The sequence below is a fragment of the Hydrogenophaga soli genome, from assembly GCF_054777695.1.
The window spans coordinates 75241-101580 of the sequence record NZ_BAAHAK010000009.1; the positions used below are offsets into that span (position 1 = coordinate 75241).

General features: G+C 66.4%; 22 protein-coding genes and 6 tRNA genes. 17 read left to right on the forward strand and 11 right to left on the reverse strand.

The genetic code is table 11. The annotated features are described in order from the left end of the window. Positions 1-4: 4 nt before the first annotated feature. Positions 5-490, reverse strand: coding sequence for a YajQ family nucleotide-binding protein (locus tag ACYVB7_RS15875; protein WP_460509415.1), 486 nt, complete (start codon positions 488-490; stop codon positions 5-7). A gap of 46 nt (positions 491-536) precedes the next feature. On the opposite strand from ACYVB7_RS15875, the gene murB reads away from it, so the two are divergent. Further along, on the forward strand, positions 537-1616 hold the full coding sequence (murB, locus tag ACYVB7_RS15880; RefSeq protein ID WP_460509416.1) for a UDP-N-acetylmuramate dehydrogenase: 1080 nt from the start codon (positions 537-539) through the stop codon (positions 1614-1616). 615 nt (positions 1617-2231) lie between these two features. Continuing rightward, complete coding sequence (locus ACYVB7_RS15885) at positions 2232-3359, forward strand: hypothetical protein (protein WP_460509417.1); 1128 nt, start codon at positions 2232-2234, stop codon at positions 3357-3359. A 389-nt stretch (positions 3360-3748) separates the two neighbouring features. On the opposite strand, the gene argG is transcribed toward ACYVB7_RS15885, so the two are convergent. The 3 genes from argG to ACYVB7_RS15900 all read right to left on the reverse strand — a co-directional run bounded on the left by argG (position 3749) and on the right by ACYVB7_RS15900 (position 5899). Then, positions 3749-5080, reverse strand: coding sequence for an argininosuccinate synthase (gene argG / locus ACYVB7_RS15890; RefSeq protein WP_460509418.1), 1332 nt, complete (start codon positions 5078-5080; stop codon positions 3749-3751). Positions 5081-5147: 67 nt separating this feature from the next. Beyond that, the gene (gene ppnP, locus ACYVB7_RS15895) at positions 5148-5474 is read right to left on the reverse strand and encodes a pyrimidine/purine nucleoside phosphorylase (RefSeq protein ID WP_460509419.1); all 327 of its coding nucleotides are present in this window, start codon (positions 5472-5474) and stop codon (positions 5148-5150) included. An 80-nt stretch (positions 5475-5554) separates the two neighbouring features. Then, complete coding sequence (locus ACYVB7_RS15900; protein ID WP_460509420.1) at positions 5555-5899, reverse strand: arsenate reductase; 345 nt, start codon at positions 5897-5899, stop codon at positions 5555-5557. Positions 5900-5955: 56 nt separating this feature from the next. Between ACYVB7_RS15900 and folC the strand changes: the two genes are divergently transcribed. The 12 genes from folC to ACYVB7_RS15960 all read left to right on the forward strand — a co-directional run bounded on the left by folC (position 5956) and on the right by ACYVB7_RS15960 (position 13537). After that, positions 5956-7326 (forward strand): bifunctional folylpolyglutamate synthase/dihydrofolate synthase, encoded by a 1371-nt coding sequence (gene folC, locus ACYVB7_RS15905; RefSeq protein WP_460509422.1) that lies wholly within the window; start codon positions 5956-5958, stop codon positions 7324-7326. A gap of 65 nt (positions 7327-7391) precedes the next feature. Then, entirely contained in the window at positions 7392-8222 is an 831-nt protein-coding gene (locus tag ACYVB7_RS15910) for an SPOR domain-containing protein (protein ID WP_460509423.1), read from the forward strand. 43 nt (positions 8223-8265) lie between these two features. Continuing rightward, positions 8266-8757 carry a CvpA family protein gene (locus ACYVB7_RS15915; protein WP_460509424.1) on the forward strand — a complete coding sequence of 164 codons (492 nt, stop codon included), beginning with the start codon at positions 8266-8268 and terminating at the stop codon, positions 8755-8757. A 1-nt stretch (position 8758) separates the two neighbouring features. Then, a complete protein-coding gene (gene purF, locus ACYVB7_RS15920; protein WP_460509425.1) occupies positions 8759-10264 on the forward strand; it encodes an amidophosphoribosyltransferase in 1506 nt (501 codons plus the stop codon). Between the two features lies 1 nt (position 10265). Next, positions 10266-11474: a PLP-dependent aminotransferase family protein gene (locus ACYVB7_RS15925; RefSeq protein ID WP_460509427.1), complete on the forward strand. Its 1209-nt coding sequence runs from the start codon at positions 10266-10268 to the stop codon at positions 11472-11474. Between the two features lie 7 nt (positions 11475-11481). Beyond that, complete coding sequence (gltX, locus tag ACYVB7_RS15930; protein WP_460509428.1) at positions 11482-12870, forward strand: glutamate--tRNA ligase; 1389 nt, start codon at positions 11482-11484, stop codon at positions 12868-12870. 93 nt (positions 12871-12963) lie between these two features. Then, positions 12964-13039 (forward strand) — tRNA-Ala (locus ACYVB7_RS15935). A gap of 39 nt (positions 13040-13078) precedes the next feature. Further along, positions 13079-13154: transfer RNA gene (locus tag ACYVB7_RS15940), tRNA-Glu, on the forward strand. Positions 13155-13157: 3 nt separating this feature from the next. Then, positions 13158-13234 (forward strand) — tRNA-Asp (locus tag ACYVB7_RS15945). 18 nt (positions 13235-13252) lie between these two features. Beyond that, positions 13253-13328: transfer RNA gene (locus ACYVB7_RS15950), tRNA-Glu, on the forward strand. Positions 13329-13375: 47 nt separating this feature from the next. Continuing rightward, positions 13376-13452, forward strand: a tRNA-Asp gene (locus ACYVB7_RS15955). A 9-nt stretch (positions 13453-13461) separates the two neighbouring features. Next, positions 13462-13537: transfer RNA gene (locus ACYVB7_RS15960), tRNA-Ala, on the forward strand. 55 nt (positions 13538-13592) lie between these two features. Here the strand turns inward: ACYVB7_RS15960 and ACYVB7_RS15965 are convergent. Genes ACYVB7_RS15965 through ACYVB7_RS15975 form a run of 3 tightly spaced genes read right to left on the reverse strand, consistent with a single transcriptional unit; the run spans position 13593 to position 16509 of the window. Next, positions 13593-14495 (reverse strand): DMT family transporter, encoded by a 903-nt coding sequence (locus ACYVB7_RS15965; RefSeq protein ID WP_460509430.1) that lies wholly within the window; start codon positions 14493-14495, stop codon positions 13593-13595. After that, positions 14492-14986 (reverse strand): methylated-DNA--[protein]-cysteine S-methyltransferase, encoded by a 495-nt coding sequence (locus ACYVB7_RS15970; protein ID WP_460509432.1) that lies wholly within the window; start codon positions 14984-14986, stop codon positions 14492-14494. Before ACYVB7_RS15970 ends, ACYVB7_RS15965 begins: the two co-directional genes overlap by 4 nt. Continuing rightward, on the reverse strand, positions 14983-16509 hold the full coding sequence (locus ACYVB7_RS15975) for a DNA-3-methyladenine glycosylase 2 family protein (protein ID WP_460509433.1): 1527 nt from the start codon (positions 16507-16509) through the stop codon (positions 14983-14985). Before ACYVB7_RS15975 ends, ACYVB7_RS15970 begins: the two co-directional genes overlap by 4 nt. Before the next feature lie 139 nt (positions 16510-16648). Between ACYVB7_RS15975 and ACYVB7_RS15980 the strand changes: the two genes are divergently transcribed. Genes ACYVB7_RS15980 through ACYVB7_RS15990 form a run of 3 tightly spaced genes read left to right on the forward strand, consistent with a single transcriptional unit; the run spans position 16649 to position 20609 of the window. Then, entirely contained in the window at positions 16649-18037 is a 1389-nt protein-coding gene (locus ACYVB7_RS15980; RefSeq protein ID WP_460509434.1) for a phosphomannomutase/phosphoglucomutase, read from the forward strand. Then, positions 18038-19129, forward strand: a complete 1092-nt coding sequence (locus tag ACYVB7_RS15985) for a glycosyltransferase family 4 protein (RefSeq protein ID WP_460509435.1) — start codon at positions 18038-18040, stop codon at positions 19127-19129. 25 nt (positions 19130-19154) lie between these two features. Continuing rightward, complete coding sequence (locus tag ACYVB7_RS15990) at positions 19155-20609, forward strand: 3-deoxy-D-manno-octulosonic acid transferase (RefSeq protein ID WP_460509436.1); 1455 nt, start codon at positions 19155-19157, stop codon at positions 20607-20609. On the opposite strand, the gene ACYVB7_RS15995 is transcribed toward ACYVB7_RS15990, so the two are convergent. Genes ACYVB7_RS15995 through ACYVB7_RS16010 form a run of 4 tightly spaced genes read right to left on the reverse strand, consistent with a single transcriptional unit; the run spans position 20587 to position 26333 of the window. Further along, positions 20587-21966: a TolC family outer membrane protein gene (locus tag ACYVB7_RS15995; RefSeq protein ID WP_460509437.1), complete on the reverse strand. Its 1380-nt coding sequence runs from the start codon at positions 21964-21966 to the stop codon at positions 20587-20589. The genes ACYVB7_RS15990 and ACYVB7_RS15995 overlap by 23 nt on opposite strands. A gap of 34 nt (positions 21967-22000) precedes the next feature. Continuing rightward, positions 22001-22360, reverse strand: coding sequence for a rhodanese-like domain-containing protein (locus tag ACYVB7_RS16000; RefSeq protein ID WP_460509439.1), 360 nt, complete (start codon positions 22358-22360; stop codon positions 22001-22003). A gap of 5 nt (positions 22361-22365) precedes the next feature. Beyond that, positions 22366-23079: a protein-L-isoaspartate O-methyltransferase family protein gene (locus tag ACYVB7_RS16005; protein ID WP_460509440.1), complete on the reverse strand. Its 714-nt coding sequence runs from the start codon at positions 23077-23079 to the stop codon at positions 22366-22368. Positions 23080-23135: 56 nt separating this feature from the next. Next, positions 23136-26333, reverse strand: a complete 3198-nt coding sequence (locus ACYVB7_RS16010; RefSeq protein ID WP_460509441.1) for an efflux RND transporter permease subunit — start codon at positions 26331-26333, stop codon at positions 23136-23138. Positions 26334-26340 lie beyond the last annotated feature (7 nt).

The window sequence follows — 26340 nt, forward strand, 5'->3', positions numbered from 1 at the left end:
GGCTTCAGTCGCGGAAGTTGTTGAAGCTCAGCGGCAGGTCGGCCACGTCCTTGCGGATGATGGCCATGGCCGCTTGCAGGTCGTCCTTCTTGGCCCCGGTGACGCGCACGGCGTCGCCCTGGATGGCGGCCTGCACCTTGAGCTTGCTGGCCTTGAGGGCCTGCTGGATCTTCTTGCCCACTTCGGTCTCGATGCCGCTGCGCACCGTCAGCGCCTGCTTGACCTTGTCGCCGCCGATCTTTTCGACCTTGCCGGCGTCGATGAAGCGCACGTCCACGCTGCGCTTGGTGAGCTTGTTGCGCAGGATTTCGTCCACCTGCGTGATTTGGAAGTCGCTGTCGCCAAACAGCGTGATGACCTTGTCCTTCAGCTCCAGGTTGGCCGAGGTGCCTTTGAAGTCGAAGCGTGTGCCCACCTCGCGGCTGGCCTGTTCGACGGCATTTTTCACTTCGACCAGGTTGGGTTCGAGCACGGTGTCAAAAGAGGGCATGGCAGGGCAATCCGAGAGACAAAAACCAGGGTGAGACAATCCCGGGATGTTAGTCGAGAAAGACGTTTCCCTACAGCCCTGCAACACCTTCGGCATCCAGGCCAGGGCCCCCGTGCTGGTGCGCGTGACCTCGGTGCAAGACGTGCTGGATTGCGTGGCCCAACACCCCCATTGGATGCAGGCCCAGCCCCTGGTGCTGGGCGGGGGCAGCAACCTGGTGCTGACCGGCGACGTGGACCGCGTGGTTCTGAAAATCGACATCCTGGGCCGCCGCCTGGTGGCCGAAACCCCCACCCACTGGATTGCCGAGGCCGGTGCCGGCGAGTGCTGGCACGACTGGGTGGACTGGACCCTGGCCCAGGGCTGGCCCGGCCTGGAAAACCTGGCCCTCATCCCCGGCACCGTGGGCGCGGCCCCGGTGCAGAACATCGGCGCCTACGGGCTGGAGCTGCAAGACCGCTTCCACTCGCTGGACGCGGTGGACCTGCTCACCGGCCAGACCTTCACGCTGGACGCCGCCCAGTGCGGCTTTGGCTACCGCGACTCGGTCTTCAAACACCCGCCTGCCACGGCGGCGGACCCGGTGGCCCCCGGTAGGCCCGGCATGGGCCTGCAAGGCCGCGCCGTCATCACCCATGTGCGGTTTGCCCTGCCCAAGCGCTGGCAGCCCGAGCTGGGCTACCTGGACCTGGCCCGCAAGGCCGAGGAACACGGCGTGGCCCAACCCACCGCCCGCCAGGTGTTCAACTGGGTGTGCGAAGTGCGCCGCGCCAAGCTCCCTGACCCGGCGGTGCTGGGCAATGCTGGCAGCTTCTTCAAGAACCCCGTGGTCAGCGCCGAACAGTGCGCCGACATCATTGGCCGCGAACCCAAGCTGGTGCACTACCCCATGCCCGACGGCAGCTTCAAGCTGGCCGCAGGCTGGCTCATCGATGCCTGCGGCTGGAAAGGCAAGGGCGTGGGCAACGCCGCCGTGTACGACAAGCAGGCCCTGGTGCTGGTCAACCGGGGCGGACGCGAACAACCCGCCACCGGCGGCGAGGTGATGACCCTGGCCCAGGCCATCCAGACCAGCGTGTACGAGCGCTATGGCCTGAGGCTGGAGATTGAGCCTGTGGTGGTGTGACGGTGTCGCCCCACCCCTGCCAGGGGCTATGGGGATGTCGCTGGAATTCAATGCGAAAAATGCCTCTGCCGCTTTGTTTGTAAGCGCTGGTAGCTATGAATTTTGTGGGTTTGAACGGCGGGCGCAAGGGCGTGCGACCTGCGCGTTTTGACCGTGACGAACGGCTGCCCGGGCATCGGGTTGTGCTGGAGGGATGTAGTCCGAACCGTTTCGGGTGGTTGGGGTCGGCCATGGGCCGTCAGGCGAGGCGAACTCCTGTTTGCCTTGGGGCGGTAAAGTGACTTTGCGGCTGAGTGGCTGCACCCTTCAAACAGGAAACACAATGTCGGCCAAGCGAAGAGTCAAAGATGCCCTCAGTGCAGTAGAAGATGCTTTGCGAGCGTTGAGCAGGGCAGCACAAGCTGCGCCGGGCGAGGCAAACATTGCCCGCGCAATTCGGGAACTCCGAGAAGCCGAGACCCTTCTTCAACGAGTGGCCAGAGACGTTAGTCGCCTGGAGTCGCAGTAGTTCGCTCAACGGCGACAAGCGCCCCTACGGTCAGCAACGGGCGCTACCAACCTCGGTGGCGATCATCTATTTTCATCGAGCTAAGATTTATCTCGAAAGGGAGAACCATGCCGCTAACAGCCTTCTCAATTTCCCGCTCCGGCGAGTTTGATGTAGACCAAATTTTGGAAAGGCTCGGTGTAGAAACTGGTCAAGCCTACGCGTCCGTTGAGAAGATTCCGGATGCGTGGCGTGCCCATCTTCGCGCCGATCTCAAGTGCCCAGACTGCTCGACGACAGGTGCCGAAGTCGTTCGTGCCGCCGTCGTCGGCAAGTCCGGTAAGCCCAGAAGGCAGTCATTTTTCAGATTCACGACGCCGGGTCACCATCCCGTTTGCGACTACGCCAACCCCGAAACGGCGAATGCCGTGCCCGAAACCCTCGTGGCTTTCGGTGAGTCAAAGTCGAAGCTAACGCGAGCGGTGAGGGATCTGGTGTGCACCGGGATCGAAATGGGTACCTTCAACCAAGGTTCGATCCGCTCAATGCGTGACTGGTTTTTCAAAAAGAAGGCCGAATCGATGTTCGTGGTTTCCCTGGATCCGCGAACGTATTCATGGATCTGTGCCTTGGTGGCGAACGAATCTCGCTCTCGCGGCGCGTTGCCGCCGGATGTGGACATCACGCCAGAGGTCGCCGCACTGCCCAATTTCGACTGGGAGGCTCAGGCCGCTCGTCTGGTCCAGGCCCGCTACCCCCAGCACGAAGCGAACATGCGCGCATTGAGGGATGAGCGGATTGCCATATACGGCGAGGTCGGAAAGCGGTCTGAAAGCCTGGCCAAGCGCTACGCCGGTAGGTCCGTTTTCAATCCCACAGTGCTGGCCTCAGAGTACGGGAAGACACTGGCCTTGTCGGAGTTCATCGCTCATACCCACCCCCCGTTGAAAGCTGCCAAGGACGTTGGGGCAAGCAGCGTGCTTGCATTCTCAGCGTTACTGTTATTCGGGCGAGACTGGGACATTGGCAAGGCGATCGCGGACTTCGCAAGGATCTCGCCGAAGGTGGGTACTGCAGACCCGCAGCTCGGCAACGTGATGGGATTGAATCCCTTCCACGACTACAAAGCCTGGGCTACGCTGAAAAAATTGCAGGATCTGAACATTCAGGTGCCAGACGAGATCGACATCAAAGCCGAGCGAAACGCAATGGACGTGGAGCTTCGTGCGAAGTTCGGGGTGCCGCAGGCTGTCTGATCAGCGATTTGCGAGCATCGTCTACCCCACGGGGGTGATACCGAAGTCCCATTTCATCGTCGTGCGAAGCTCAGCTCGGTTCTAAGCCGTGCGCTGTGCCCAATCGGTTGGAGGGCAGGTTGCCGATTTATGACACCGTGGCGGAACCTCATTTAGGTGTCTCCGCGTTCGACGGGCAGCTTTGTGCGACCAGGTCAGGTCATCAGATGTTTCCCCGGGGCGCGACCAACTGCCCCAAATATAAATAACCAATAAAAAAGCTGCTGTCGCTTTTTTTGAAAGCGATAGCAGCTATGAATTTGAAAGTATGCCGTAGGCCCTCGCGCCCGTGACCCACCCCCAGTGGCAGGGCTGCCCACCCGGCACGCACCGGGGGGCAAAAAGAGGTGTCAGCGCTCGATGCGCAGCATCTCCGTGCCGTCGCCTGCGGTCAGCAGGCCGCTTTGTGTGTACACGCCCAGCTTGGCGCGGGTGTCGGTGATGTCCAGGTTGCGCATGGTCAGCTGGCCAATGCGGTCCAGCGGCGTGAACGGCGCGTTTTCCACCTTTTCCATGGACAGGCGCTCGGGCGCGTAGGTCAGGTTGGGCGACTCGGTGTTGACGATGCTGTAGTCGTTGCCGCGGCGCAGCTCCAGCGTCACCTCGCCGGTGATGGCGCGGGCCACCCAGCGTTGGGCGGTTTCGCGCAGCATCAGGGCTTGCGGGTCGAACCAGCGGCCTTGGTACAGCAGGCGGCCCAGCTTCAGGCCGTTGACGCGGTACTGCTCGATGGTGTCTTCGTTGTGGATGCCGGTCACCAGGCGTTCGTAGGCAATGTGCAGCAGCGCCATGCCAGGGGCTTCGTAAATGCCGCGGCTCTTGGCTTCGATGATGCGGTTCTCGATCTGGTCGCTCATGCCCAGACCGTGGCGGCCACCGATGCGGTTGGCCTCCAGCATCAGTTCCACGGCGTCGGTGTACTCCACGCCGTTCAGGGCCACGGGGCGGCCTTCGACAAAGCGCACGCGCACTTCCTCGGCCTTCACGTCCACCTCGGGCTTCCAGAAGGCGCTGCCCATGATGGGGCTGACGATGCGGATGCCGCTGTCCAGGTGCTCCAGGTCCTTGGCCTCGTGGGTGGCACCCAGCAGGTTGCTGTCGGTGCTGTAGGCCTTTTCCACGCTCATCTTGTAGTCGAAGCCGTTGGCGATGAGGAATTCACTCATCTCCTTGCGACCGCCCAGCTCGTCGATGAAGGTCTGGTCCAGCCAGGGCTTGTAGATCTTCAGGCTGGGGTTGGTCAGCAGGCCGTAGCGGTAGAAGCGCTCGATGTCGTTGCCCTTGAAGGTGGAGCCGTCACCCCAGATGTGCACATCGTCTTCCTTCATGGCGGCCACCAGCATGGTGCCGGTCACGGCGCGGCCCAGCGGGGTGGTGTTGAAGTAGGTGATGCCGCCGGTGCTGATGTGGAAGGCGTTGCTCTGGATGGCGGCAATGCCTTCGGCCACCAGCTGCTGGCGGCAGTCGATCAGGCGAGCCTTTTCCGCGCCGTAGGCCATGGCCTTGCGGGGAATGGCGTCGTAGTCGGTCTCGTCGGGCTGGCCCAGGTTGGCGGTGTAGGCGTAGGGCACGGCGCCCTTCTTGCGCATCCACAACAGGGCGGCGCTGGTGTCCAGCCCGCCGGAGAAGGCGATGCCCACTTTTTGGCCGGTGGGGATGTTTTCGAGGATGGTGTTGGACATGAAAAATGGCTCCAGCGCTTTCAAATCAAGCGCGAACAGCTATGAAAATTGATGATGGACCGACGCATCAACCAAAGTGGCAGATGTAGTGGTACGCGGCGTGGCCTTCGGTCACGCGGATCTGGAACTTGGCATTGCCCGGCACGCTGAAGCGTTCGCCCGCGCCGCTGGTCACCCAGGTGTCGGCACCGTCCAGCAGGTAGTCGCAGCTGCCAGCCACGCATTCCATGATTTCAGGCGAGCCGGTGTTGAAGGTGAGGGTGGCGGGCAGGATGACGCCCACCGACTTCTTGGTGCCATCCGGGAACGTGATGCCGTGGCTGACGCACTTGCCGTCGAAATACACATTGGCCTGGGTGGTGACGGAGACGCCGTCGATGCGGGTGGTGGTCATGGGTGAATGCTTTGGTGGAAGGAAATGGGCAAACCCGTGATTTTAGGTGGGCCACACCCCAAACCCGGCTCCAGCCCGACTCACCCCAACGCCGCCCACTTCTCCGGCACAAAGCCCACGGTCAGCCCGCGGGCCCACGCCACCACCGGGCGTTTGATGGTGCTGGGGTGGGCCAGCATCACGGCCTGGGCGCTGGCGGCGTCCACCACGCCGGTGCGGGTGGCCTCGTCCAGCTGCCGCCAGGTGGTGCCTTTGCGGTTGAGCACCGCCTCCCAGCCCAGTTGCTGCACCCAGCGGGCCAGTTCGTCGGCGGGAACGCCTTGTTTCTTGAAGTCGTGAAACGCCACCGTCAGGCCCTGGGCCTGCATCCAGGTGCGGGCTTTCTTGACGGTGTCGCAGTTGGGAATGCCGTAGAGGGTGATCATGCGGGGCATTCTCGCTGCCTTGCCAAAGCCCGGTGGGCGGCTGAGACAATCGCGGCATGTCGCTGTTTTCGCACCCTCCTGCATCCCCTGGTCCTGACGCAACGCTGGCCGACTGGCTGGGCTACATCGAACGCATTCACCCCGCCACCATCGACATGGGGCTGGAGCGCGTGCGCACCGTGGCCGAACGCATGGGCCTGAACAACCCCTGGCCCTGCCCCACGGTGGTGGTGGCGGGCACCAACGGCAAGGGCTCCACCTGCGCCATGCTGGCCGCCATCTACCAGCAGGCCGGTTACCGGGCGGGGGTGTACAGCTCGCCGCACCTGGTGCACTTCAACGAGCGTTGCCGCATCGACGGTGTACCGGTGGATGATGCAAATTTGATAGCTGCTTTCGCTTTTGTTGAAAGCGCTAGGTGCCAAAATCATTCAAAAAATCAGGCCGAGGTGAGCCTGAGTTACTTCGAGTTCACCACGTTGGCCATCCTGTGGGTGCTGGCGCAGGCGGGGCTGGATGTGGCCATTCTGGAGGTGGGGCTGGGCGGGCGGCTGGACGCGGTCAACATCGTGGATGCCGACTGCGCCGTCATCACCAGCATCGACATCGACCACACCGAATTTTTGGGCCACACCCGCGAGGCCATCGGCTTCGAGAAGGCGGGCATTTTGCGCACCGGTCGGGCCGCGGTGGTCAGCGACCCGTCGCCCCCGCAGTCGGTGCGCGACCGGGCCACCGAGATCGAGGCCGACCTGTGGGTCTCGGGCGTCGATTTCGGGTTTGAAGGCGACAAGCAGCAATGGGGCTGGAAGGCCGCCGCCCCCCGTGGCGGGCGGCGTTACAGCGGCCTGGCCTACCCGGCGCTGCGGGGGGCCAACCAGCTGCTCAACGCCTCGGGCGTGCTGGCGGTGCTGGAGGCGCTGCGCGAGCGCCTGCCGGTCACCGCCCAGGCGGTGCGCAACGGCCTGGCCATGGTGGATTGGCCTGGGCGCTTCCAGATTGTTCCCGGCGAGCCCGCCCTGGTGCTGGACGTGGCGCACAACCCGCATTCGGTGGCGGCGCTGGCGCTCAACCTGGACGCGATGGGCTTTTACCCGGCCACACACGCGGTGTTCGGGGCCATGGCCGACAAGGACCTGCCCGCCATGCTGGCCAAGGTGGCCCCCATCATCGACCGCTGGTACCTGACCGACCTGCCCACCCCGCGGGCCGAGACGGCGGCGCGGCTGGCCGAGCGCTTGGAAGGCGCGGGCGTGGCCCCAGACAAGCTGGCGGGTTGCTTTGCCAGCCCCCAGCAGGCGCTGGAGGCGGCGGTGGCCGCGGCAGACCCCACTGATAGAATCGTGGTCTTTGGATCGTTCTTCACCGTGGGCGGGGTTTTGCTCGACGGCACCCCCCGCCTGGCGGCCAAGCATTTGCAGCGCTGACGTCTTCGCCCGGTGCTTTTCGTGGCGCAGATGGGCGCTTTTTCCGCTTTTTGAACCCCAACCGCATGTCCAAGTCCCGCTCTGTGGTCCCCCCCGATTCCCCACCCAGCGTCGAGGTGGTGCGGCAGCGGGCCAAGCACCGCCTGATCGGCGTGTCGGTGCTGGTGCTGGCGGCGGTGCTGGTGTTCCCGCTGCTGTTCGACACCCAACCCCGGCCCGTGCCGGTGGACATCCCCATCGAAATCCCGTCGCGCAAGGCCGCCAAGCCCCTGCAGGTGGACACGCCTGCGGTGGTGTCGGGGGCCACCGAATCGACGGCCCCCACCGCCGTGGCCAGTGCCGACAAGGAAGAGGTGCTGATCGACAGCGGCGCAGCCCCCAAGGCCGCCGCGGTGGCCACCCCGGCCAAGGCCGAGCCCGTTGCCAAGACAGAGGCCCCCGCCAAGGTGGAAGCGCCTGCCAAGGCCCCTGCACCCGTCAAGCCTGAACCGGCCAAACCCGTTCCGGCCAAGGAAGCGGTCGCCAAGAAAGAACCTCCTGCCAAGGAGGCTGCACCCAAGGAGCCGCCGCCCGCCCCCAAGAAGCCCGATGACGCGGCTCGCGCCCAGGCATTGCTGGAGGGCAAGCCCGCTTCGGCGGCAGCCACCCCGGCGGGGGATGCCGCCGCGGCGCGCTTCATCGTTCAGGTGGGGGCCTTTGCCGAAACCGATGCCGCGCAGGCCGCGCGCCTCAAGCTGGAGCGTGTGGGCCTGAAGACCTACACCCATGTGGCCCAGACGCCCGAAGGCAAGCGTACCCGGGTTCGCCTGGGGCCTTTTGCCACCCGGGCCGAGGCTGAAAAGGCCGCGGCCAAGGCCAAGGCCCAGGGCTTGGCGGCGGCCATCCTGACGCTGTGAACATGCGGACCATGGGTGGGCAGGTGCTGAGGGAAGGCCGGGCATGAACTTCAATGGCCTGGATCTGGCGGTGGCCGTGGTGGCGCTGCTGTCCATTGCGCTGGGCGCGTGGCGCGGGTTCCTGTACGAGTTGTTTTCGTTGGGCGGATGGGTGGTGGCCTTTGTGGTGGCCCGCCTGTTTGCCGCCGATGTGGCGGGTCAATTGCCCATGAATGGGGCTTCGCCCGAGTTGCGCATGGTGGTGGCCTTTGCGGGCCTGTTCATCGCCACGGCGTTTGCGGCGGGGTTGTTGTCGTGGTTGGTGCGCAAGCTGGTGAGTGTGTCGGGCCTCAGGCCTGTGGACCGCAGCTTGGGCATGGTGTTCGGCATGGCCAGGGCCACGCTGATTCTGATCATCGTTGGACTGGTGGCCGGTGCAACGCCGCTGGCCAAGCAGGATGTGTGGGTGCAGTCGGCGAGTGGCCCTTGGCTGCTCAAGGCTGCAGATTACGGCAAGAGATGGTTGCCGGAAGAACTTGAAAAGGTCTTGGACTGACATGTGTGGAATCATTGGCGTGGTCAGCAACGCCCCGGTCAATCAGCTGATTTATGACGCTTTGCTGCTCTTGCAACATCGGGGGCAGGATGCGGCAGGCATTGCCACCCAGGACGGTCGCAAGTTCTACATGCACAAGGCCAAGGGCATGGTGCGTGACGTGTTCCGCACCCGCAACATGCGGGCGCTGCCGGGCAACATCGGTTTGGGTCAAGTGCGTTACCCCACCGCGGGCAACGCGCACAGCGAGGAAGAGGCCCAGCCGTTCTACGTGAACGCACCGTTTGGCATCGTCATGGTGCACAACGGCAACCTGACCAACGCGCAGGCGCTGAAGTCGCAGCTGTTCAGCACCGACCACCGGCACATCAACACCGAGAGCGATTCCGAGGTGCTGCTGAACGTGCTGGCGCACGAGCTGGAGCGCACCACGCGCGGCCTGCCGCTCAAGCCCGCCGACGTGTTCGAGGCCGTGCGGGGTGTGAACCGCCGCATCCGCGGTTCCTACGCGGTGGTGGCGCTGATTGCCGGGCACGGGCTGGTGGCGTTCCGCGACCCGTTTGGCATCCGTCCGCTGTGCATCGGCCATGGGGCCGACGGCACCCAGGCCGTGGCCAGTGAATCGGTGGCGCTGGAGGGCGTGGGCATGGTGTTCGACCGTGACATTGCGCCCGGCGAAGCCGTGTTCATCGACCTGGAAGGCAAGGTCCACCAGGCCGCGTGTGCCGATGCGCCCAAGCACTACCCCTGTGTGTTCGAGTACGTGTACCTGGCTCGGCCCGACTCGGTGATGGACGGCATTTCGGTCTACCAAGCCCGGCTCAACATGGGCGAGACGCTGGCCAAGCGCGTCATTTCCACCGTGCCGCCTGACCAGATTGACGTGGTCATTCCCATCCCTGAGTCGTCCCGTCCCAGCGCCATGCAGTTGGCGCAGCTGCTGGGCCGTCCCTACCGCGAGGGGTTTGTGAAGAACCGCTATGTGGGGCGGACCTTCATCATGCCGGGGCAGGGCGTGCGCAAGAAGTCGGTGCGCCAGAAGCTCAACGTCATTGCCAGCGAGTTCAAGGGCCGCAACGTGCTGCTGGTGGATGATTCCATCGTCCGCGGCACCACCAGCCGCGAAATCGTGCAGATGGCGCGTGACGCCGGGGCCAACAAGGTCTACATGGCCAGTGCCGCACCACCGGTGCGTTACCCCAACGTCTACGGCATCGACATGCCCACCGCCAGCGAGCTGGTGGCCCATGGCCGCACGGTGGACGAGATCCGCCAGATCATTGGCTGTGATGCCCTCATCTACCAGGATGTGGACGCCATGAAGCAGGCCATCCTGGCGCTGAACCCCAGCCTGAATGGTTTTGATGCATCGTGTTTTGACGGCGTGTACTGCACGGGCGACATCACCGCCGGTGACATCGAGCGCCTGAACGAGGCCCGCGTGACCGACCAGGAAGCGCTGGAAGACACCTCCCGTCTGGCGCTGCCCAACGCCCAGGAGTCCTGAAATGACCCGGCCCGATGACGCCCTGTCGCTGCACCGCCAGACCCTGGCCGTGCGTGCCGGGGTGGAGCCGTCCCAGTACGGTGAAAACTCCGAGGCGCTGTACCTGAGCAGTGGCTTTTTGCAGCCCGACGCCACCACCTCGGCCCGCCGCTTTGCGGGCGAGGAGGAGGGCTACACCTACGGCCGTTCGGGCAACCCCACGCTCACCGCGTTCGAACAGCGCCTGGCGGCCCTGGAAGGCAGCGAGGCGGCCATGGCCACCGCGTCGGGCATGGCGGCCATCATGCTGATGTGCTTCAGCCTGCTGAAGGCGGGGGACCACGTCATCATTTCGCAGTCGATGTTCGGCTCCACGCTCAAGCTCATCGGCTCGGAGTTTGGCCGCTTTGGCGTGGAAACCTCGGTGGTGTCGCAGACCGACGTTCAGGCCTGGGCACAGGCCATCCGGCCCAACACCCGGCTGCTGTTTGCCGAAACCCCCACCAACCCGCTGACCGAGGTGTGCGACATCGCCGCGTTGGCCGACATCGCCCACAACGCCGGGGCCTGGCTGGCGGTGGACAACAGCTTTGCCAGTCCCGCCTTGCAGCGCCCCATCGAGCTGGGGGCCGACATCGTCATGCACTCCGGCACCAAGTACCTGGACGGGCAGGGGCGGGTCATGGCCGGGTCCTTGTGCGCCACGGCGCAGATGGTCAACGAGAAGTTCCTGCCCGTGCAGAAGAACAGCGGCATGATCCTGTCGCCCTTCAACGCCTGGGTGGTGCTCAAGGGTTTGGAAACGCTGGACCTGCGCATGCGCGCCCAAAGCGCCCTGGCCCTGGAACTGGCCGCGTGGATGGAGTCCCACCCCGCGGTGGCCCGGGTGTACTACCCCGGTTTGCCCAGTCACCCGCAGCACGAACTGGCCATGCGGCAGATGTCCGCCGGGGGGGCGGTGCTGTCGTTCGAGGTCAAGGCCGACAACGCCGAGCAGGCCCGCCAGCGTGCCTTCCATGTGCTGGACAGCATGAAGACCCTGTCGCTGTGCACCAACCTGGGCGACACCAAGACCCTGGTGGCGCACCCGGCCAGCACCTCGCACGGCAAGCTGACCGAGGCGCAGCGCCAGGCCGCCGGCATTGGACAGGGGCTGATCCGCGTGGCGGTCGGCCTGGAACACCCTGAAGACGTGCGGGCCGACCTGGCCCGCGGTCTGGACACCTTGTGATTGATTCATGACACAACGCACCCGCACCCGGTTTGCACCGTCGCCCACTGGTTTCATCCACCTGGGCAACATCCGTTCGGCCTTGTACCCGTGGGCCTTTGCCCGCTCCACGGGCGGCGATTTCATCCTGCGCATCGAGGACACCGACCTGGAGCGGTCTTCTCAGGCCGCGGTGGACGTCATCCTCGAAGGCATGGCCTGGCTGGGCCTGAACCACGACGAAGGCCCGTTCTACCAAATGCAGCGCATGGACCGCTACAAGGCGGTGCTGGCCGACATGCAGGCCAAGGGCCTGGTCTACCCCTGCTACATGAGCGTGGCCGAGCTGGACGCCCTGCGCGAGCGCCAGATGGCCAACAAGGAAAAGCCCCGCTACGACGGCACCTGGCGGCCCGAGCCGGGCAAGGTGCTGCCGCCGGTGCCGGAGGGTGTGCAACCGGTGCTGCGGTTTCGCAACCCCATCGACGGTGTGGTGGCCTGGGACGACAAGGTCAAGGGCCGTGTGGAGTTCAGCAACGCCGAGCTGGATGACCTGGTCATTGCCCGTCCCGACGGAACGCCCACCTACAACTTCTGCGTGGTGGTGGACGACATCGACATGGGCATCACCCACGTCATCCGCGGGGACGACCACGTCAACAACACGCCGCGCCAGATCCACATCTTCCGTGCGCTGGGCCACGAGCCGCCGGTGTACGCCCACCTGCCCACCGTGCTGAACGAGCAGGGCGAAAAGATGAGCAAGCGCCATGGCGCCAAGCCCGTCACCCAGTACCGCGACGATGGCTTCCTGCCCGATGCCATGGTCAACTACCTGGCTCGCCTGGGCTGGAGCCACGGCGACGACGAAATCTTCAGCCGCGAGCAGTTCCTGCAGTGGTTCAACCTGGACCACCTGGGCAGCAGCGCAGCCCGGTTCGACGAAGCCAAGCTGCGTTGGGTCAACGCCCAGCACATGAAGCTGATGCCCGACGCCCAGCTGGCCCCGCTGGTGGCCGCGCAACTGGCCAAACGCGGCCTGACCGCGGACGACCGCCTGGAGGCCATCTGCGCCCTGTTCAAGGACCGCTGCGACACCGTGGTGGCGCTGGCCGACTGGGCGCAAGCCTTCTATGCCGACGTGAGCCCCAAGGCCGAAGACCTGGCCCAGCACGTCACCGACGCCATCAAACCGGCCCTGGCCGCCTTGGCACAGAAGCTGTCTGCCGCCGAATGGACCAAGGAGGCCATTGCCGCCGCCATCAAGCAGACGCTCACTGAGTGTGGTTTGAAGATGCCCCAACTGGCCATGCCCGTGCGTGTGCTGGTCATGGGCACACCGCAAACCCCGTCGGTGGATGCGGTGCTGTTGCTGCAAGGTCGTGAAAAAACTGTGGCAAGGCTTCAAAAGTTCTGAAATTCGATATAGAATCTTGGTCTTGCTGATGTGCAGCGGTTGAGCAGTCGAAAGGCAGCTTTTTCAAAGCATGTTTGCAGAAAACCTGCCCTTGGGGGTATAGCTCAGCTGGGAGAGCGCTTGCATGGCATGCAAGAGGTCAGCGGTTCGATCCCGCTTACCTCCACCAAACGGTTTTCGCAAACAAGGCAAACAGTTTTCTAGGTTTGACCCTATCGTCTAGAGGCCTAGGACATCACCCTTTCACGGTGAGTACCGGGGTTCGAATCCCCGTAGGGTCGCCACCAGGAGTGGTAGTTCAGTTGGTTAGAATACCGGCCTGTCACGCCGGGGGTCGCGGGTTCGAGCCCCGTCCACTCCGCCAACAATTTGCGTCCTATTTGACCCTATCGTCTAGAGGCCTAGGACATCACCCTTTCACGGTGAGTACCGGGGTTCGAATCCCCGTAGGGTCGCCAAGTTTGTGGTCGCTTGGCTTGCATCTGCAAGCGAAGACCGCCTGCCAGGAGTGGTAGTTCAGTTGGTCAGAATACCGGCCTGTCACGCCGGGGGTCGCGGGTTCGAGCCCCGTCCACTCCGCCAGTCATCGTTGGGGGTATAGCTCAGCTGGGAGAGCGCTTGCATGGCATGCAAGAGGTCAGCGGTTCGATCCCGCTTACCTCCACCAGCACAAAACCCTTGCAGGTTCTGCCTGCAAGGGTTTTTTGTTTTCTGCGCCGATTTCACCGCGCGCGGCGTAGGCTGATCACCCCCGACGACAAGCCCGTGCCCAGCAGAATCACACCACCCCAGCCCACCATGGCCAGCGTGACCTGTTCGTTCAGCAGCACCACGCCGTAGGCAATGGCAAACACCGGCACCAGAAAGGTCACGGTCAACGCCCGCGCCGGTCCAGCGGATTCGATCAGGCGGAAGTACAGGATGTAGGCCACCCCGGTGCACAACACGCCCACGGCCAGCAACGCCAGCCACGCGGTGGTGCTTGGCCAATGGCTGGGTGCCCACACACCGGCGGGCAAGGCCAGGCCCAGGGTGGCCCCCAGTTGGCTGCCCGTGGCGGTGACCAGTGGCGGAATGCCTTGAAGGTGTTTTTTGGTGAAGCTGGCCGCCAATCCGTAGCAGAACGTGGCCACCAGGCAGGCCAGCACCGCCCAAAAGGCGTGGGGGTTCGATTCACCCTTGAAGCCGGCCTGGCCCCAAGCCAGCATCAACACACCTCCAAACCCGATGAACAAACCCACCACGCGCGGCGCTGACGGGCGGTCGTGGAGCCAGGCCCAGGCGATGACGGCGCCAAACAACGGCACCGTGGCGTTGAGGATGGACGACAGGCCGGTGGAAATGTGCAGCAGGGCAAACGAGTAACACGCAAACGGGATGCCCGAGTTCAGCATGCCCACCCCCAGCACCGGGCGCCAGTGCTGGCGCAGCACCGGCAGCAAACCCCGCCACCACACCCAGGGCAGCAAAAACAGGGTGGCGATGGCCACGCGCAAGGCGGCGGTGGGCAGCGGGCCGAACTCCACCGAGGCCTGCCGCATGAACAGGAACGACGAACCCCAAATGGCCCCCAGCCACACAAAGTCAGCCAGCCAACCCCTTGGACCCGAACGGTTTGCGCTCACAACACCCCCTCCAACACCAGCAGGTGACGCTTGCGGTCCAAGCCTCCGGCATAACCCGTCAACTGGCCGTTGCCGCCCAGCACCCGGTGACACGGCACCACGATGCTGATGGGGTTGCGTCCGATGGCCGCACCCACGGCCCGCACCGCCGCCGGGCACCCCATGCGCTGGGCCACCGCGCCATACGTGGCATGCTGTCCCGGGCCAATGGCCAGCAGCGCTTGCCACACCTGTTGTTGGAACGGCGTGCCACCGCGCAAGTCCAGCGGGGGCAAAGCCTCCCAGGGCCGACCCGCAAAGTAAGCGTCCAGCTGGGTGCACAACGGGGTCAGCAGCGGGTGTTGCGACACGACGGCAAAGGGCGACAGGTCTGGGTGATGCCGTTGACCCTCGAACCACAACCCGGCCAGACCGTGGTCGGTGGCGGCCAAGGTCACCGGCCCCAGGGGCGTGAGGTGACGCAGCAGCACGGTGTCGGGGGCAAGTTTCATGGCGTTGGAACCTTGGGGAGAGAAGGGGAAGCCGATGCCCAGGCGCGAACCACGGCGTAGCTGCGCCAGGGCTTCCAGGGGGCGGACAGGGCTTGGGCCTGGCGTGCGGCCCCGGGGCCTTTGGGAATGCGCAAGGCCGTGTGCAGCGCCACGTCACCAGCGGGAAAGGCGTCGGGCCAGCGCAAGGCCCGCATGGCGATGTATTGGGCCGTCCAGTCGCCCACACCGGGCAGTTGTGTCAGGGCCGCCACCGTGTCGTGCACGGGTGCACCCCCATGGAGGGCCAGCGTCTGTTGCGACACCGCTTGCGCCAAGGCCAGGATGGCGGCCTGCCGCTGGCGCACGATGCCCAGCTCACCCAGGGCGGATGCGCCCAGGTCCAGCAACGCCGTTGCGGTGGGGAACAGGCGATTCAGTTCGGGGTGGGGCGTGGTGATGGGCTCGCCGACTGCCGCCACCAGCCGCAGTGCCAAGGTCCGGGCCGCCGCCACGGTGATTTGCTGCCCCAGCACGGCGCGCACGGCCAGCTCAAAGCCGTCCAGGGTTCCGGGCACACGCAGGCCGTCGCCCTCGGGAAACGCGGGGTGAAGCACCGCGTTGATGGCCTTGGGGTCGGCGTCCAGGTCCAGGGTGGCGCGCAAGCGGCGGATCACCAGGGGCAGCACGGGCCGGAGGCTGTCGGCCACCTCGGCCACGACGCCATGCCGCTCGGCGTCGAAGCGGGCCATCACCCAACCGGTCCAGGTGCGGCCCCCCGATGCCAACTGGAGGGTGCGGCCCCATTGGGGCGCAGCACCGGGGGGCGACACCCATTCCACCCCCGCGAGCTGCCGTTGGCGGAAAAAGTCCAGCATGGCGTCGATGTCGTAGGGTGGCCGGAAGGCCAGCCGGATGGACGTGGTGGCGGTGGAGTGAAGCGCGGGCGTGTGCCGCACGGTGCGGCGCAAGGCGCTGGGGTTGAGCCCGTAATGGGAGGCAAAGGCCGTGTTGAACCGCCGAACGCTGGCAAACCCGCTGGCCAGCGCCACCTCGGCCACGGGCAGGTCGGTGTCGGCCAGCAGTTGCTTGGCGCTCAGCAGGCGCCGGGTGTGCAGGTACTGCATGGGGGTGACGCCCAACTGGGTCTCGAACAGGCGGCGCAGGTGCCGGTCGCTCACGCCCAGCCGACGGGCCAGGGCCGCGACCGTGGGGGGCTCGGCGTCCCAGGCTTCGGGCTCGTCCAGCAGGCGGGCGGCCTGCAAGGCCAGGATGCGACTGGCATCCTGGGTGGACCACACCAGCGAGCCGGGGGCCAGCTCGGGCCGACACCGCAGGCAGGGGCGAAAACCCGCGCTTTCCGCCTGGGCGGCCAGGCCAAAAAAGCGGCAGTTTTCCCGTTTGGGGGTGCGCACCTTGCACACCGGGCGGCAATAGATGCCGGTGCTGGTCACCCCGGTGAAAAAGCAGCCGTCAAACCGGGCATCGCGGGCCTTCAGTGCCAGGTAGCAGGCATCGGGTTGGAGGGCGATGGTGTCGGGTGTCATGGGGGCATGATACGGAGCACCCGCCCCGCCCACTGGCCGTTTTCGGACCTGTGCCTGCACGGGGGAATGGGGCCTTTGCCCCACAGGGGCGGCCTACAATGCCCGCGTCCGTTTTGTCCAACCCACACCGCCACACGCCATGCAGCCCTCACCCTCCATCTTCAAGGCTTATGACATCCGGGGCGTGGTCCCCGCGACCCTCACCGAAGAGGTGGCCGAGGCCCTGGGCAAAGCCTTTGGCACGGCGGCTCGGGCAGAGGGCGAAACCACGGTGGCCGTGGGGCGCGATGGCCGCCTGAGCGGTCCGGCCCTCAGCCAGGCCCTGATTCGCGGCCTGGTGGCCACCGGGCTGGAGGTGTTGGATGTGGGCATGGTCACCACGCCCATGCTGTACTTTGCGGCCAGCACCTTGTGCCGCAGTGGCATCCAGGTCACGGGCAGCCACAACCCCAAGGACTACAACGGCTTCAAGATGGTGCTGGCGGGGCGCGCCATCTACGGCGACGAAATCCAGGGCCTGCGCCGCACCATCGAGGCCGAGAGCTGGACGCTGGCCGCGGGCGGCACGGTCCGCAGCGTGCGTGTGAACGAGGACTACCAGGCCCGCATCGTGTCCGACGTGAAGCTGGTCCGCCCGCTCAAGGTGGTGGTGGACAGTGGCAACGGCGTGGCCGGTGATTCGGCCCCGGCCATCTTCCGGGCCCTGGGTTGTGAGGTGATCGAACTGTTCAGCGAGGTGGATGGCCATTTCCCCAACCACCACCCCGACCCCAGCAAGCCCGAAAACCTGAAAGACCTGATCCGCGTGCTGGGCGAATCCGGGGCCGAGCTGGGCCTGGCCTTCGACGGCGACGGCGACCGCCTGGGCCTGATCACCCGCGGCGGCAACAACATCTTCCCCGACCGGCAGCTGATGCTGTTTGCCCAGGACGTGCTCTCTCGCGTGCCGGGCGGCACCATCCTGTTCGACGTCAAATGCACCCAGCGCCTGGCCCCGGCCATTGCCGCGGCGGGCGGCGTGCCTGAGATGTTCAAGACCGGGCATTCGCTCATCAAGGCCCGCATGAAAGAAGTGAACTCGCCGCTGGGCGGCGAAATGAGCGGGCACATCTTCTTCAAGGAGCGCTGGTACGGCTTTGACGACGGCACCTACGCCGGTGCCCGCATGCTGGAAATCCTGAGCCGCCACGCCGACCCGTCCGCGGTGCTGGACGCCCTGCCCACCAGCCACAGCACGCCCGAGCTGAACGTGGCCTGCGCCGAAGGCGAGCCCCACGCCCTGGTGGCCCGCATGCAGGCCGATGCCGCCACCCGGTTTGCCGCACCCGCCCAAGTCAACACCATCGACGGTGTGCGTGTGGATTGGCCCGATGGCTTTGGCCTGGTGCGCGCCTCCAACACCACGCCGGTGCTGGTGCTGCGTTTTGAAGGCCACACGCCCGAGGCGTTGCACCGCATCGAGGCCGACATGCTGGCGCTGCTGCACGCCGTCAAGCCCGACGCGGTGGTGGGCGCTTCGGCGCACTGAATGGGCGCCCGCGCAACCGTGCCGCTCCATCCCGGCCTGAGCGATGACCCCGAGGTCATCGTGTTCAACCTCAAGAAGCGCTACACCGGGGTCTCGGCCACGGTGAATGCGCTGGTGCCCCTGCAAATGACGCAGTGGCGTCTGGGCTACTGCGGCACCACGCAGTCCAACGGCGTGGTGGGCCTGACGCTGCGCGAGGCCATCCGGGTGTCCAAAAAGCCCCCGGCAGGCCGCCCGTTCCGCATCTGGCATGTGCGCCGCGACCCCGAGATGATGGCCGGGCTGTGGGCCCGCGACGTGCTGCGCCTGCCCATCAAACTGGTGTTCACCTCGGCGGCCCAGCATGTGCATGGCCGCTTTCCGCGCTGGCTCATCAGCCGCATGGACGCCGTCATTGCCACCACCCAGAAGGCCGCCGACTGCGTGCCCAACACCACCGCGGTGGTGCACCACGGCATCGATCTGGCGCGGTTTGCCCCGGTGGACAAGGCCACCGCCTGGGCCGACAGCGGCCTGCCTGGGCGTTACGGCATTGGCGTGTTCGGGCGCGTGCGGCCCGACAAAGGGACCGACGTGTTTGTGGACGCGCTGATCCAGGCGCTGCCCCGCTTCCCCGACTTCACCGCCGTCATCGCCGGGCTGGCACAGCCGCAGCATCAGACCTACCAGGCCGAGTTGCAGGCGCGCATCGACGCGGCGGGGCTGCACGGGCGCATCGTGTTCCTGGGCGAAATCCCGGCGGGCGAGGTGCACCGCTGGTACCAGCGCTGCCTGATCGGGGTGGCCTGCCCGCGTTACGAACCCTTTGGCCTCACCCCGTTCGAGGCGGGGGCCACCGGCTGTGCCTTGGTGTGTTCGCGCACGGGTGCTTTTGAAGAACTGATTGCGCCCGGCCAGAACGGCTGGCTGGTGCCCACGGGCGACGCGCCCGCGCTGGCCGATGCCGTCACCCGCCTCATGGCCGACCCCGCCGCCACCCAGGCCCTGGGCCAGCAGGCGCGGGCCACGGTGGCACAACGGTTTTCGTTGGCTGCCGAGGCCCAGGGCATTGGCCGCGTGTACCAGGGCTTGTGGGCCGCTGCCGCGGCCTGAACGGCCTTTTTCGTCCTCCACAGCCATGCACACCCCTGCTTCCCCGTGGCGTTGGCACGAGCGCCTGGCGCTGGCCCTGTACGGCGGGCTGATGGCCCTGGCCCGGCCCCTGTTGCGCCGCAAGCTGGCCCGCCGTGCAGTGTCCGAGCCCGGCTACGCGCTGGAGGTGGACGCCCGGTTTGGCCACCCGCCGGTGGATGCGCAGCCCCTGGCCGCCCCACAACCCGCTCTTCCGTCGGCCCACCCGCCCGCAGACGGCGGCCCCACGCTGTGGCTGCACGCCGTCTCCCTGGGCGAAACCCGGGCGGCGGCGGTGCTGCTGGCGGCCTTGCGCGAACGCCTGCCCCCATTGCGCCTGCTGCTGACCCACAGCACCGCCACCGGCTGGGCTGAGGGCCAGCGCCTGCTGCGCCCCGGCGACACCCACACCTGGCTGCCGTGGGACGACCCCTGGAGCGTGCGCCGCTTCTTGCAGCACCAGCGCCCCCGCGTGGGCGTGCTGATGGAAACCGAAATCTGGCCGACCCTCATCCACCAGGCCCATGCCGCCGGGGTGCCGCTGATGCTGGTCAACGCCCGGCTCAATGAACGGTCCACCCGCGGGGCCCAGCGCCTGGCGTGGCTGTCCCGGCCCGCCTACGCCGCGCTGACCGTGGTGGGCGCGCAGACCGAGGCCGATGCCCAACGCCTGCAGCAGGTGGGCGCACGCGCCGTGCAGGTGTGGGGCAACCTGAAGTACGACGCCCGGCCCCACCCCGACCAGCAGGCCACCGCCCGTCGCTGGCGGCACACCCTGCAACGCCCGGTGGTGATGCTGGCCAGCAGCCGCGAGGGGGAGGAGCTGGAGTTTTACAAGCAAATTTGTGCTCTGTCGCTTGGTGTTAAAGCGCAAGCAGCTATCAAAAACATAGTATTCCTGGTGGTGCCCCGGCACCCGCAGCGCTTTGATGCGGTGGCCGAGCTTCTGCAAACCGACGGGGGCGAGGTGCTTCGCCGGGCACAGTGGGGGGCGGCCCTGGACGCCGGGCAGCAGCCCCGGGCGCAGGGCAAGTCCGCCGCACTTGACGCCACTCAGCCGCCCGCGGGTGACGGACCCACCGTCTGGCTGGGCGACTCCCTGGGCGAAATGACGCTGTACGCCTCGCTGGCCGACGTGGCCTTGCTGGGCGGGAGTTTTCAGCCCCTGGGCGGGCAGAACCTGATCGAACTGGCGGCCTGTGGATGCCCGGTGGTGGTGGGGCCCCACACCTTCAACTTTGCCGAGGCCACCGACCAGGCGCTGGCCGCAGGCGCCGCGCAGCGCGTGCCCGACCTGGCCAGCGGTGTGTTGGCCGCGCTGCAATGGCTGACCGATGCCCCTGCCCATGCGCAGGCGACCGAGGCCGCGCGGGCCTGGGCCTCGTCACAGCAAGGGGCTGCGGCACGCACGGCGGAGGCCGTGCTGGCACAGCTGGCGCTCAGCGCGCCACCAGCGCGTTGATGGGGGCGAGGTCGTCCGCCGTCAGGCTGCCGCTGGCCTGACGCAGTTTCAGGCTGCCCAGCAGCACGTTGTAGCGGGCCACGGCCAGGTCACGCTTGGTCTGGTAGAGCTGGCTTTGGGCGTTGAGCACGTCGATGTTGATGCGAACCCCCACTTGGTAGCCCAGTTGGTTGGCCTCCAGGGCGCTTTGGCTGGAGGCTTCGGCAGCTTCCAGCGCCTTGACCTGGCCTTTGCCCGACTGCACGCCAAAGAAGGCGGTGCGGGTGGCCTGGGCCACGGCGCGGCGGACGGCTTCCAGGTCGGTGCGGGCCTTGTCCTCCAGGGCCAGGGTTTCCTTCACCCGGTTCTGGATGGCGAAGCCTGCAAACAGCGGCAGGTTGAACTGCACGCCCACGCTGGCGGTGTTGCTGCGCACGATCTGCCCCGTGGAGTTGGAGGGTGCGCGGGCCATCTGGTACTGGGCGGTCAGGTCCAGCGTGGGGCCGTGGCCGGCCTTGGCCTTGTCGGTTTCCAGCTTGGCGATGTCGAGCGCGGCCTGGGCCTGTTGCACGCTGGGGTGGCCGGTTTCGGCTTGGTTGACCCAGGTGGACACGTCGTCCGGCGTCACGGCGGGCAGGGCCACCGGCAGGGCCAGGGGTGCGGGGGCGGTTTGCGGGCGGCCCACCAGGGTGTCCAGCGCCAGCTTTTTCACGCGCAGGTCGTTCTCGGCGGCGATTTCCTGGGCCAGCACCAGGTCGTACCGGGCCTGGGCCTCGCGCGAGTCGGTGATGGTGGCGGTGCCCACCTCGAAGTTGCGCTGGGCGGCGGCGAGCTGCTCGGCCACGGCCTTCTTTTGCGCGCCGACGAAGGTGAGGGTGTCTTGCGCGGCCAGCACGTCAAAGTAGGCCTGCGTGGTGCGGATGATCAGGTCTTGCTCGGCGGCCTTCAGCTGGGCCTGGGCCACGTCCAGCGACTTCTGCCCTTGTTCGTAGACCAGCTTGTTGGCGGGGCGGTACAGCGGTTGGCTGGCGGCCACGGTGGCGTTCTGGGCGCTGAAACTGCGGTCGGGCAGGGGGGCGGCGTTGTCCACGTTGCTCCGGCTGGCCCCGGCCGACAGGCCCACTGTGGGCAGCAGCCCCGCACGCGCCTGGTCGGCTTTGGCTGCAGCGGCGTCGTAGGCCGAGCGTGCGCTTTGGAAGGTGGCGTCAAACCCCTTGGCCGCCTCGTACAGGTCCACCAGCGATTGGGCCTGGGCCATGGAAGCCCCCCATCCCATCAGAGCGGCCAAGACCACGCTGCGCAGGCGCGACGGCACGGGCTGGGCCACAGGGCGGGTGGCGATGGTCGCTGGGCAATGGGCGGGGTGATGGAGTGTCATGGCGGTGTGGGCGGAAGCTGGACAGGGGATGCGGTCAGTACAACGGAACGCGGGAATCGTGCTCCAAGGCCCAGGCGTTGATGCCCCCTTGGATGTTGACCACGTGGGTGAAACCGTTTTGTTCCAGGAAGTGGGCCACTTGCAGGCTGCGGGCGCCGTGGTGGCACAGGCAGGCAATGGGTTGGGCCTTGTCCAGCTCCAGGTACCGCGCCGGCACGGTGCGCATGGGCATGTGCACCACCTGGTATCCATCGGCCTCGGTGGGCGCGGGCAGGGCGGCGGTCTGGAGTTCCCAGGCCTCCCGCACGTCCATCACCAGGGGCCGTTGCCCGGGCACGGTGTCGGCGTGTTGTCGGGCCCAATCGGCCACTTGGCTGGCGCGGAGTTGTTGCATGGTGTTCAGAACTGGAAACCAGGGGTTTGCGGGAAGTTGACCAGCCGTGCCGCGGTGTAGTCCCAGGGTTGGGCGGTGGCGAAGCCGGTGGCGGAGGTGCGGGTGATGACGTGGACGCGCATCACCGGCTCGTTGCCCACGATGGCCACCAAGCGGCCACCGGGTTTGAGCATGGACAGCAGCGCCTGCGGCACCTCGGCCATGGAGCCGCTGAGCATGATCACGTCGTAGGGGGCCTTGGCCTGGCAGGCCTTGAAGTCCTGGGCGGTGGCGTCGGCGGTGACCACCTCGACGTTGGTGATGCCCACGGCCTTGAGGTTGGCGCGGGCCTGGTCGGCCAGCGCGGGATTGATCTCGATGCTGGTCACCGACTGGGCCTGTTTGCCCAGCAGGGCGGCCATGAAGCCGGTGCCGGTGCCCACGTGCAGCACGGTGTCGGTGGCTTGCACGGCGGCGTCTTGAACCATGCGGGCCTGCACCTTGGGTTGCAGCATGGCTTCGCCTTCCTTGGCGCTGGCCGAGGTGGGCAGCGACAGGTCGGCATAGGCCAGTGCGCGGTGGGCTTCGCCCACAAACGCGTCGCGCGGTACGCTGTCCAGCAGGGCCAGCACGGCAGAGTCGGCCACGTCCCAGGGGCGGATCTGCTGCTCGATCATGTTGAACCGGGCCTTGGCGGCGTCGAAGCCTGCGGGTGTGGAGGCGGTGGTCATGGCGGTCATTTTATACTCCGGTGGGTATATTGGAAGGGTTCCGTTCATTCTAAATGGGCATGCTTTCATGGGCTCAGCTTGCGGCGCAGCCAGGCGCCCAGGTCGTCCATGTAGCAATAGACCACCGGCACCACCACCAGGGTGAGGATGGACGAGGTGATGACCCCGCCGATCACCGCCTGCCCCATGGGGGCCCGTTGTTCCGAACCTTCCGACAGGGCAAAGGCCAGTGGCACCATGCCAAACACCATGGCCAGGGTGGTCATGAGGATGGGGCGCAGCCGCACCTTGGCGGCCAGCAGCAGGGCGTCGGTGCGGCCCAGGGCGGGGTGGTCGGGCGTGCCTTCGCGGGCACGGATGGCAAAGTCCACCAGCAGGATGGCGTTTTTGGTGACCAGCCCCATGAGCATGATGACCCCGATGACCGAGAACATGCTCAGGCTGGAGCCGAACATCATGAGCGCCAGCACCACGCCGATGAGGGTGAGCGGCAGCGAGGTCATCAAGGCCAGCGGTTGCAAAAAGCTTTTGAACTGGCTGGCCAGGATCATGTAGATGAAGATCACCGCCATGGCCAGGGCCGAGACGGCGTAGCCGAACGACTCCTGCATGTTCTTGGTGGAGCCGCCAAACTGGTAGCGGTAGCCGGGCGGGAAGGCCGTTTCGTCCAGCACCTTGCGGATGTCGGCCGACACCTCGCCCGCGGTGCGGCCGTAGACGTTGGCGTTGATGGCCACCTCGCGGGTCAGGCTGCGGCGGTTGATCTGGTTGGCCCCCGTGGCCGCGACCACATCGGCCACCTGGCCCACCCGCACCACGCGGGCGCTGCCGTCGGCGTTGGTGCCCACCACCACGGGCAGGCGGGCCAGCATCTCGGGGGTGCGGCGCTCGTCGGGGGGCAGTCGCACGATGACGTCGTGCGTCTCGTCGTTCTGGTCACGCCAGTTGCCCACGGTCTGCCCGGCGATCAGGGTGCGCAAGGCGCTGGCCAGGCTGCCGGTGGACACGCCCAGGTCGGACGCGGCATCGGCCTTGAGGTGCAGCTCCACCGTGGGTTTGTCGGGTTTGACGGAGGAGTCCAGGTCCACCAGGCCGGGAATGGGCCGGATGCGCGCCATCACCTGCTGGGCGAGGCGCTCCAGTTCTTTCAGGTCGGCCCCTTGCAGCGAAAACTCCACCTGCTTGTTGCCGCCCACGGCGTCCAGCAGGCCCACGTGGGTGACGTTGATGCCGCCCACGCTGCGCAGGCGCTCGCGCAGGGTGGACGACATCTGGTCGGCACTCAGCGTGCGGTCCTTGCGGTCCACCAGACGGATGTAGATGTTGGCGTAGATCTTGCCCTGGGCGTTGCCCACGTTGAGGGTGGACAGGGTGTAGCGCACCTCGGGAAACTCGCGCACGATGGCCTCGACCTGCCGGGCCTTGGCCTCGGTGGCCTCCAGCGACGAGCCCACCGGGGTGTGGAAGGTCAGGCTGGTTTCGGAGAAGTCGGCCTTGGGCACGAACTCGGTGCCCAGCAGCGGCACCATCAGCACGCTGGTGACAAACACCGCGGTGGCCATTGCCAGGGTGGTCAGCTTGTGTTGCAGGGCCCACTCCAGCACATGGCGGTACACCTCGGCCAGTTCGTCCTGCAGGTGGTCGATCCAGCCGGTTACGCGGCCAATGCTGCGGTCGTACCAGCCCTGGGGTGGCCCCCCGGCGTCCACCCAGTGGCCGGTGCCGTCGGGGTTGCTGTGGGCATGCACCGACGGGTCGTGCCACACCGAGGACAGCATGGGGTCCAGGGTGAAGCTGACGAACATCGAAATCAGGATGGCCGCGGCCACCGTGATGCCGAACTCGTGGAAGAACTTGCCGATGATGCCTTCCATGAACCCGATGGGCAGGAACACCGCCACGATGGACAGCGACGTGGCCAGCACCGCCAGCCCGATTTCCTGCGTGCCGTCCATGGCCGCGTTGTAGGCCGTCTTGCCCATTTGCAGGTGGCGCACGATGTTCTCGCGCACCACGATGGCGTCGTCGATCAGCAGGCCCACGCTCAAGCTCAGGGCCATGAGGGTGAGCATGTTGATGGTGAAGCCGAACGCCTTCATCACCATGAAGGTGCCCACCAGGGCAATGGGCAGGGTCAGTCCGGTGATGAGGGTGGAGCGCCAGCTGTTGAGGAACAGGAAGACGATGAGCACCGTCAGCAAGGCGCCTTCGATCAGCGTCTGGCGCACGTTGGCCACGCCCACCTTGATGGGGCGCGATCCGTCCTGCACCTCGCGCAGCTGGATGCCCGCCGGGGCCTGGGCCTGGATGTCCTTGAGCGCCGCCTGCAGGCCGTTGACCACCTCGATGGTGTTTTCGTCCTGGGTTTTCTGCACCTGCAGCAGCAGGGTGCGCTCGCCGTTGTACAGCGCCAGGTTCTCCTGCTCCAGCGCACTGTCCACCACCCGGGCCACCTGGCCCAGGCGCACGGCTTGGCCGCCGCGGCGGCTGACGATGATGCGTTCAAGGTCCTGCGGCTGCGCCACCCGGGACTGCAGCTGCACCACCTTTTCCTGCTGCAGGGTGCGCAGGGTGCCCAAGGGGGCGTCCTGGTTTTCGGTGCGCACCGCGGCCACCACCTGGTCGGCGGTGATGCCGAAAGCCTCCATGGCCTGGGGGTTGAGTTCGATCTGGATGGCCCGGCTGGTGCCCCCCACCACGGTCACCGCGCCCACGCCACGCACGTTTTCCAGGCGCTTTTTCAGCGTCTGCTCGGCCCATTGGGTCAGCTCCACGTGCGAGGGGGCACGCACGGGGGGCGCCCCGGGGGAGGCCGTGTCAGGGCTGGCAGGCAGCACCGCCACCGACCACACGGCGCGTGCCGCGGGGTCGAAGCGCAGCACCTTGGGGTCTTTCACCTCGGTGCGCAGGCTGGGCTTGAGCAGGGCGATCTTTTCGCGCACGTCTTCGGCGGCCTTGCGACCTTCGATGTGCAGGCCGAACTCGATGATGACCACCGACTGGCTCTCGTAGCTGCGCGAGGTCAGGGCGTTGATGCCGGCAATCGTGTTGACCGCCTCTTCCACTTTCTGCGTGACCTCGGTTTCCACGATTTCAGGCGCGGCACCGGGGTATTCGGTGGTGACCACCACCACGGGGAAGTCGATGTTGGGGAACTGGTCCACCTGCATGCGCTGGATGGCGAACAGCCCCAGCACCACAAAGGCCAGCATCACCATGGTCGCAAAGACCGGGTTGCGCAGGGAAACTTGGGTGAACCACATGGCGGGT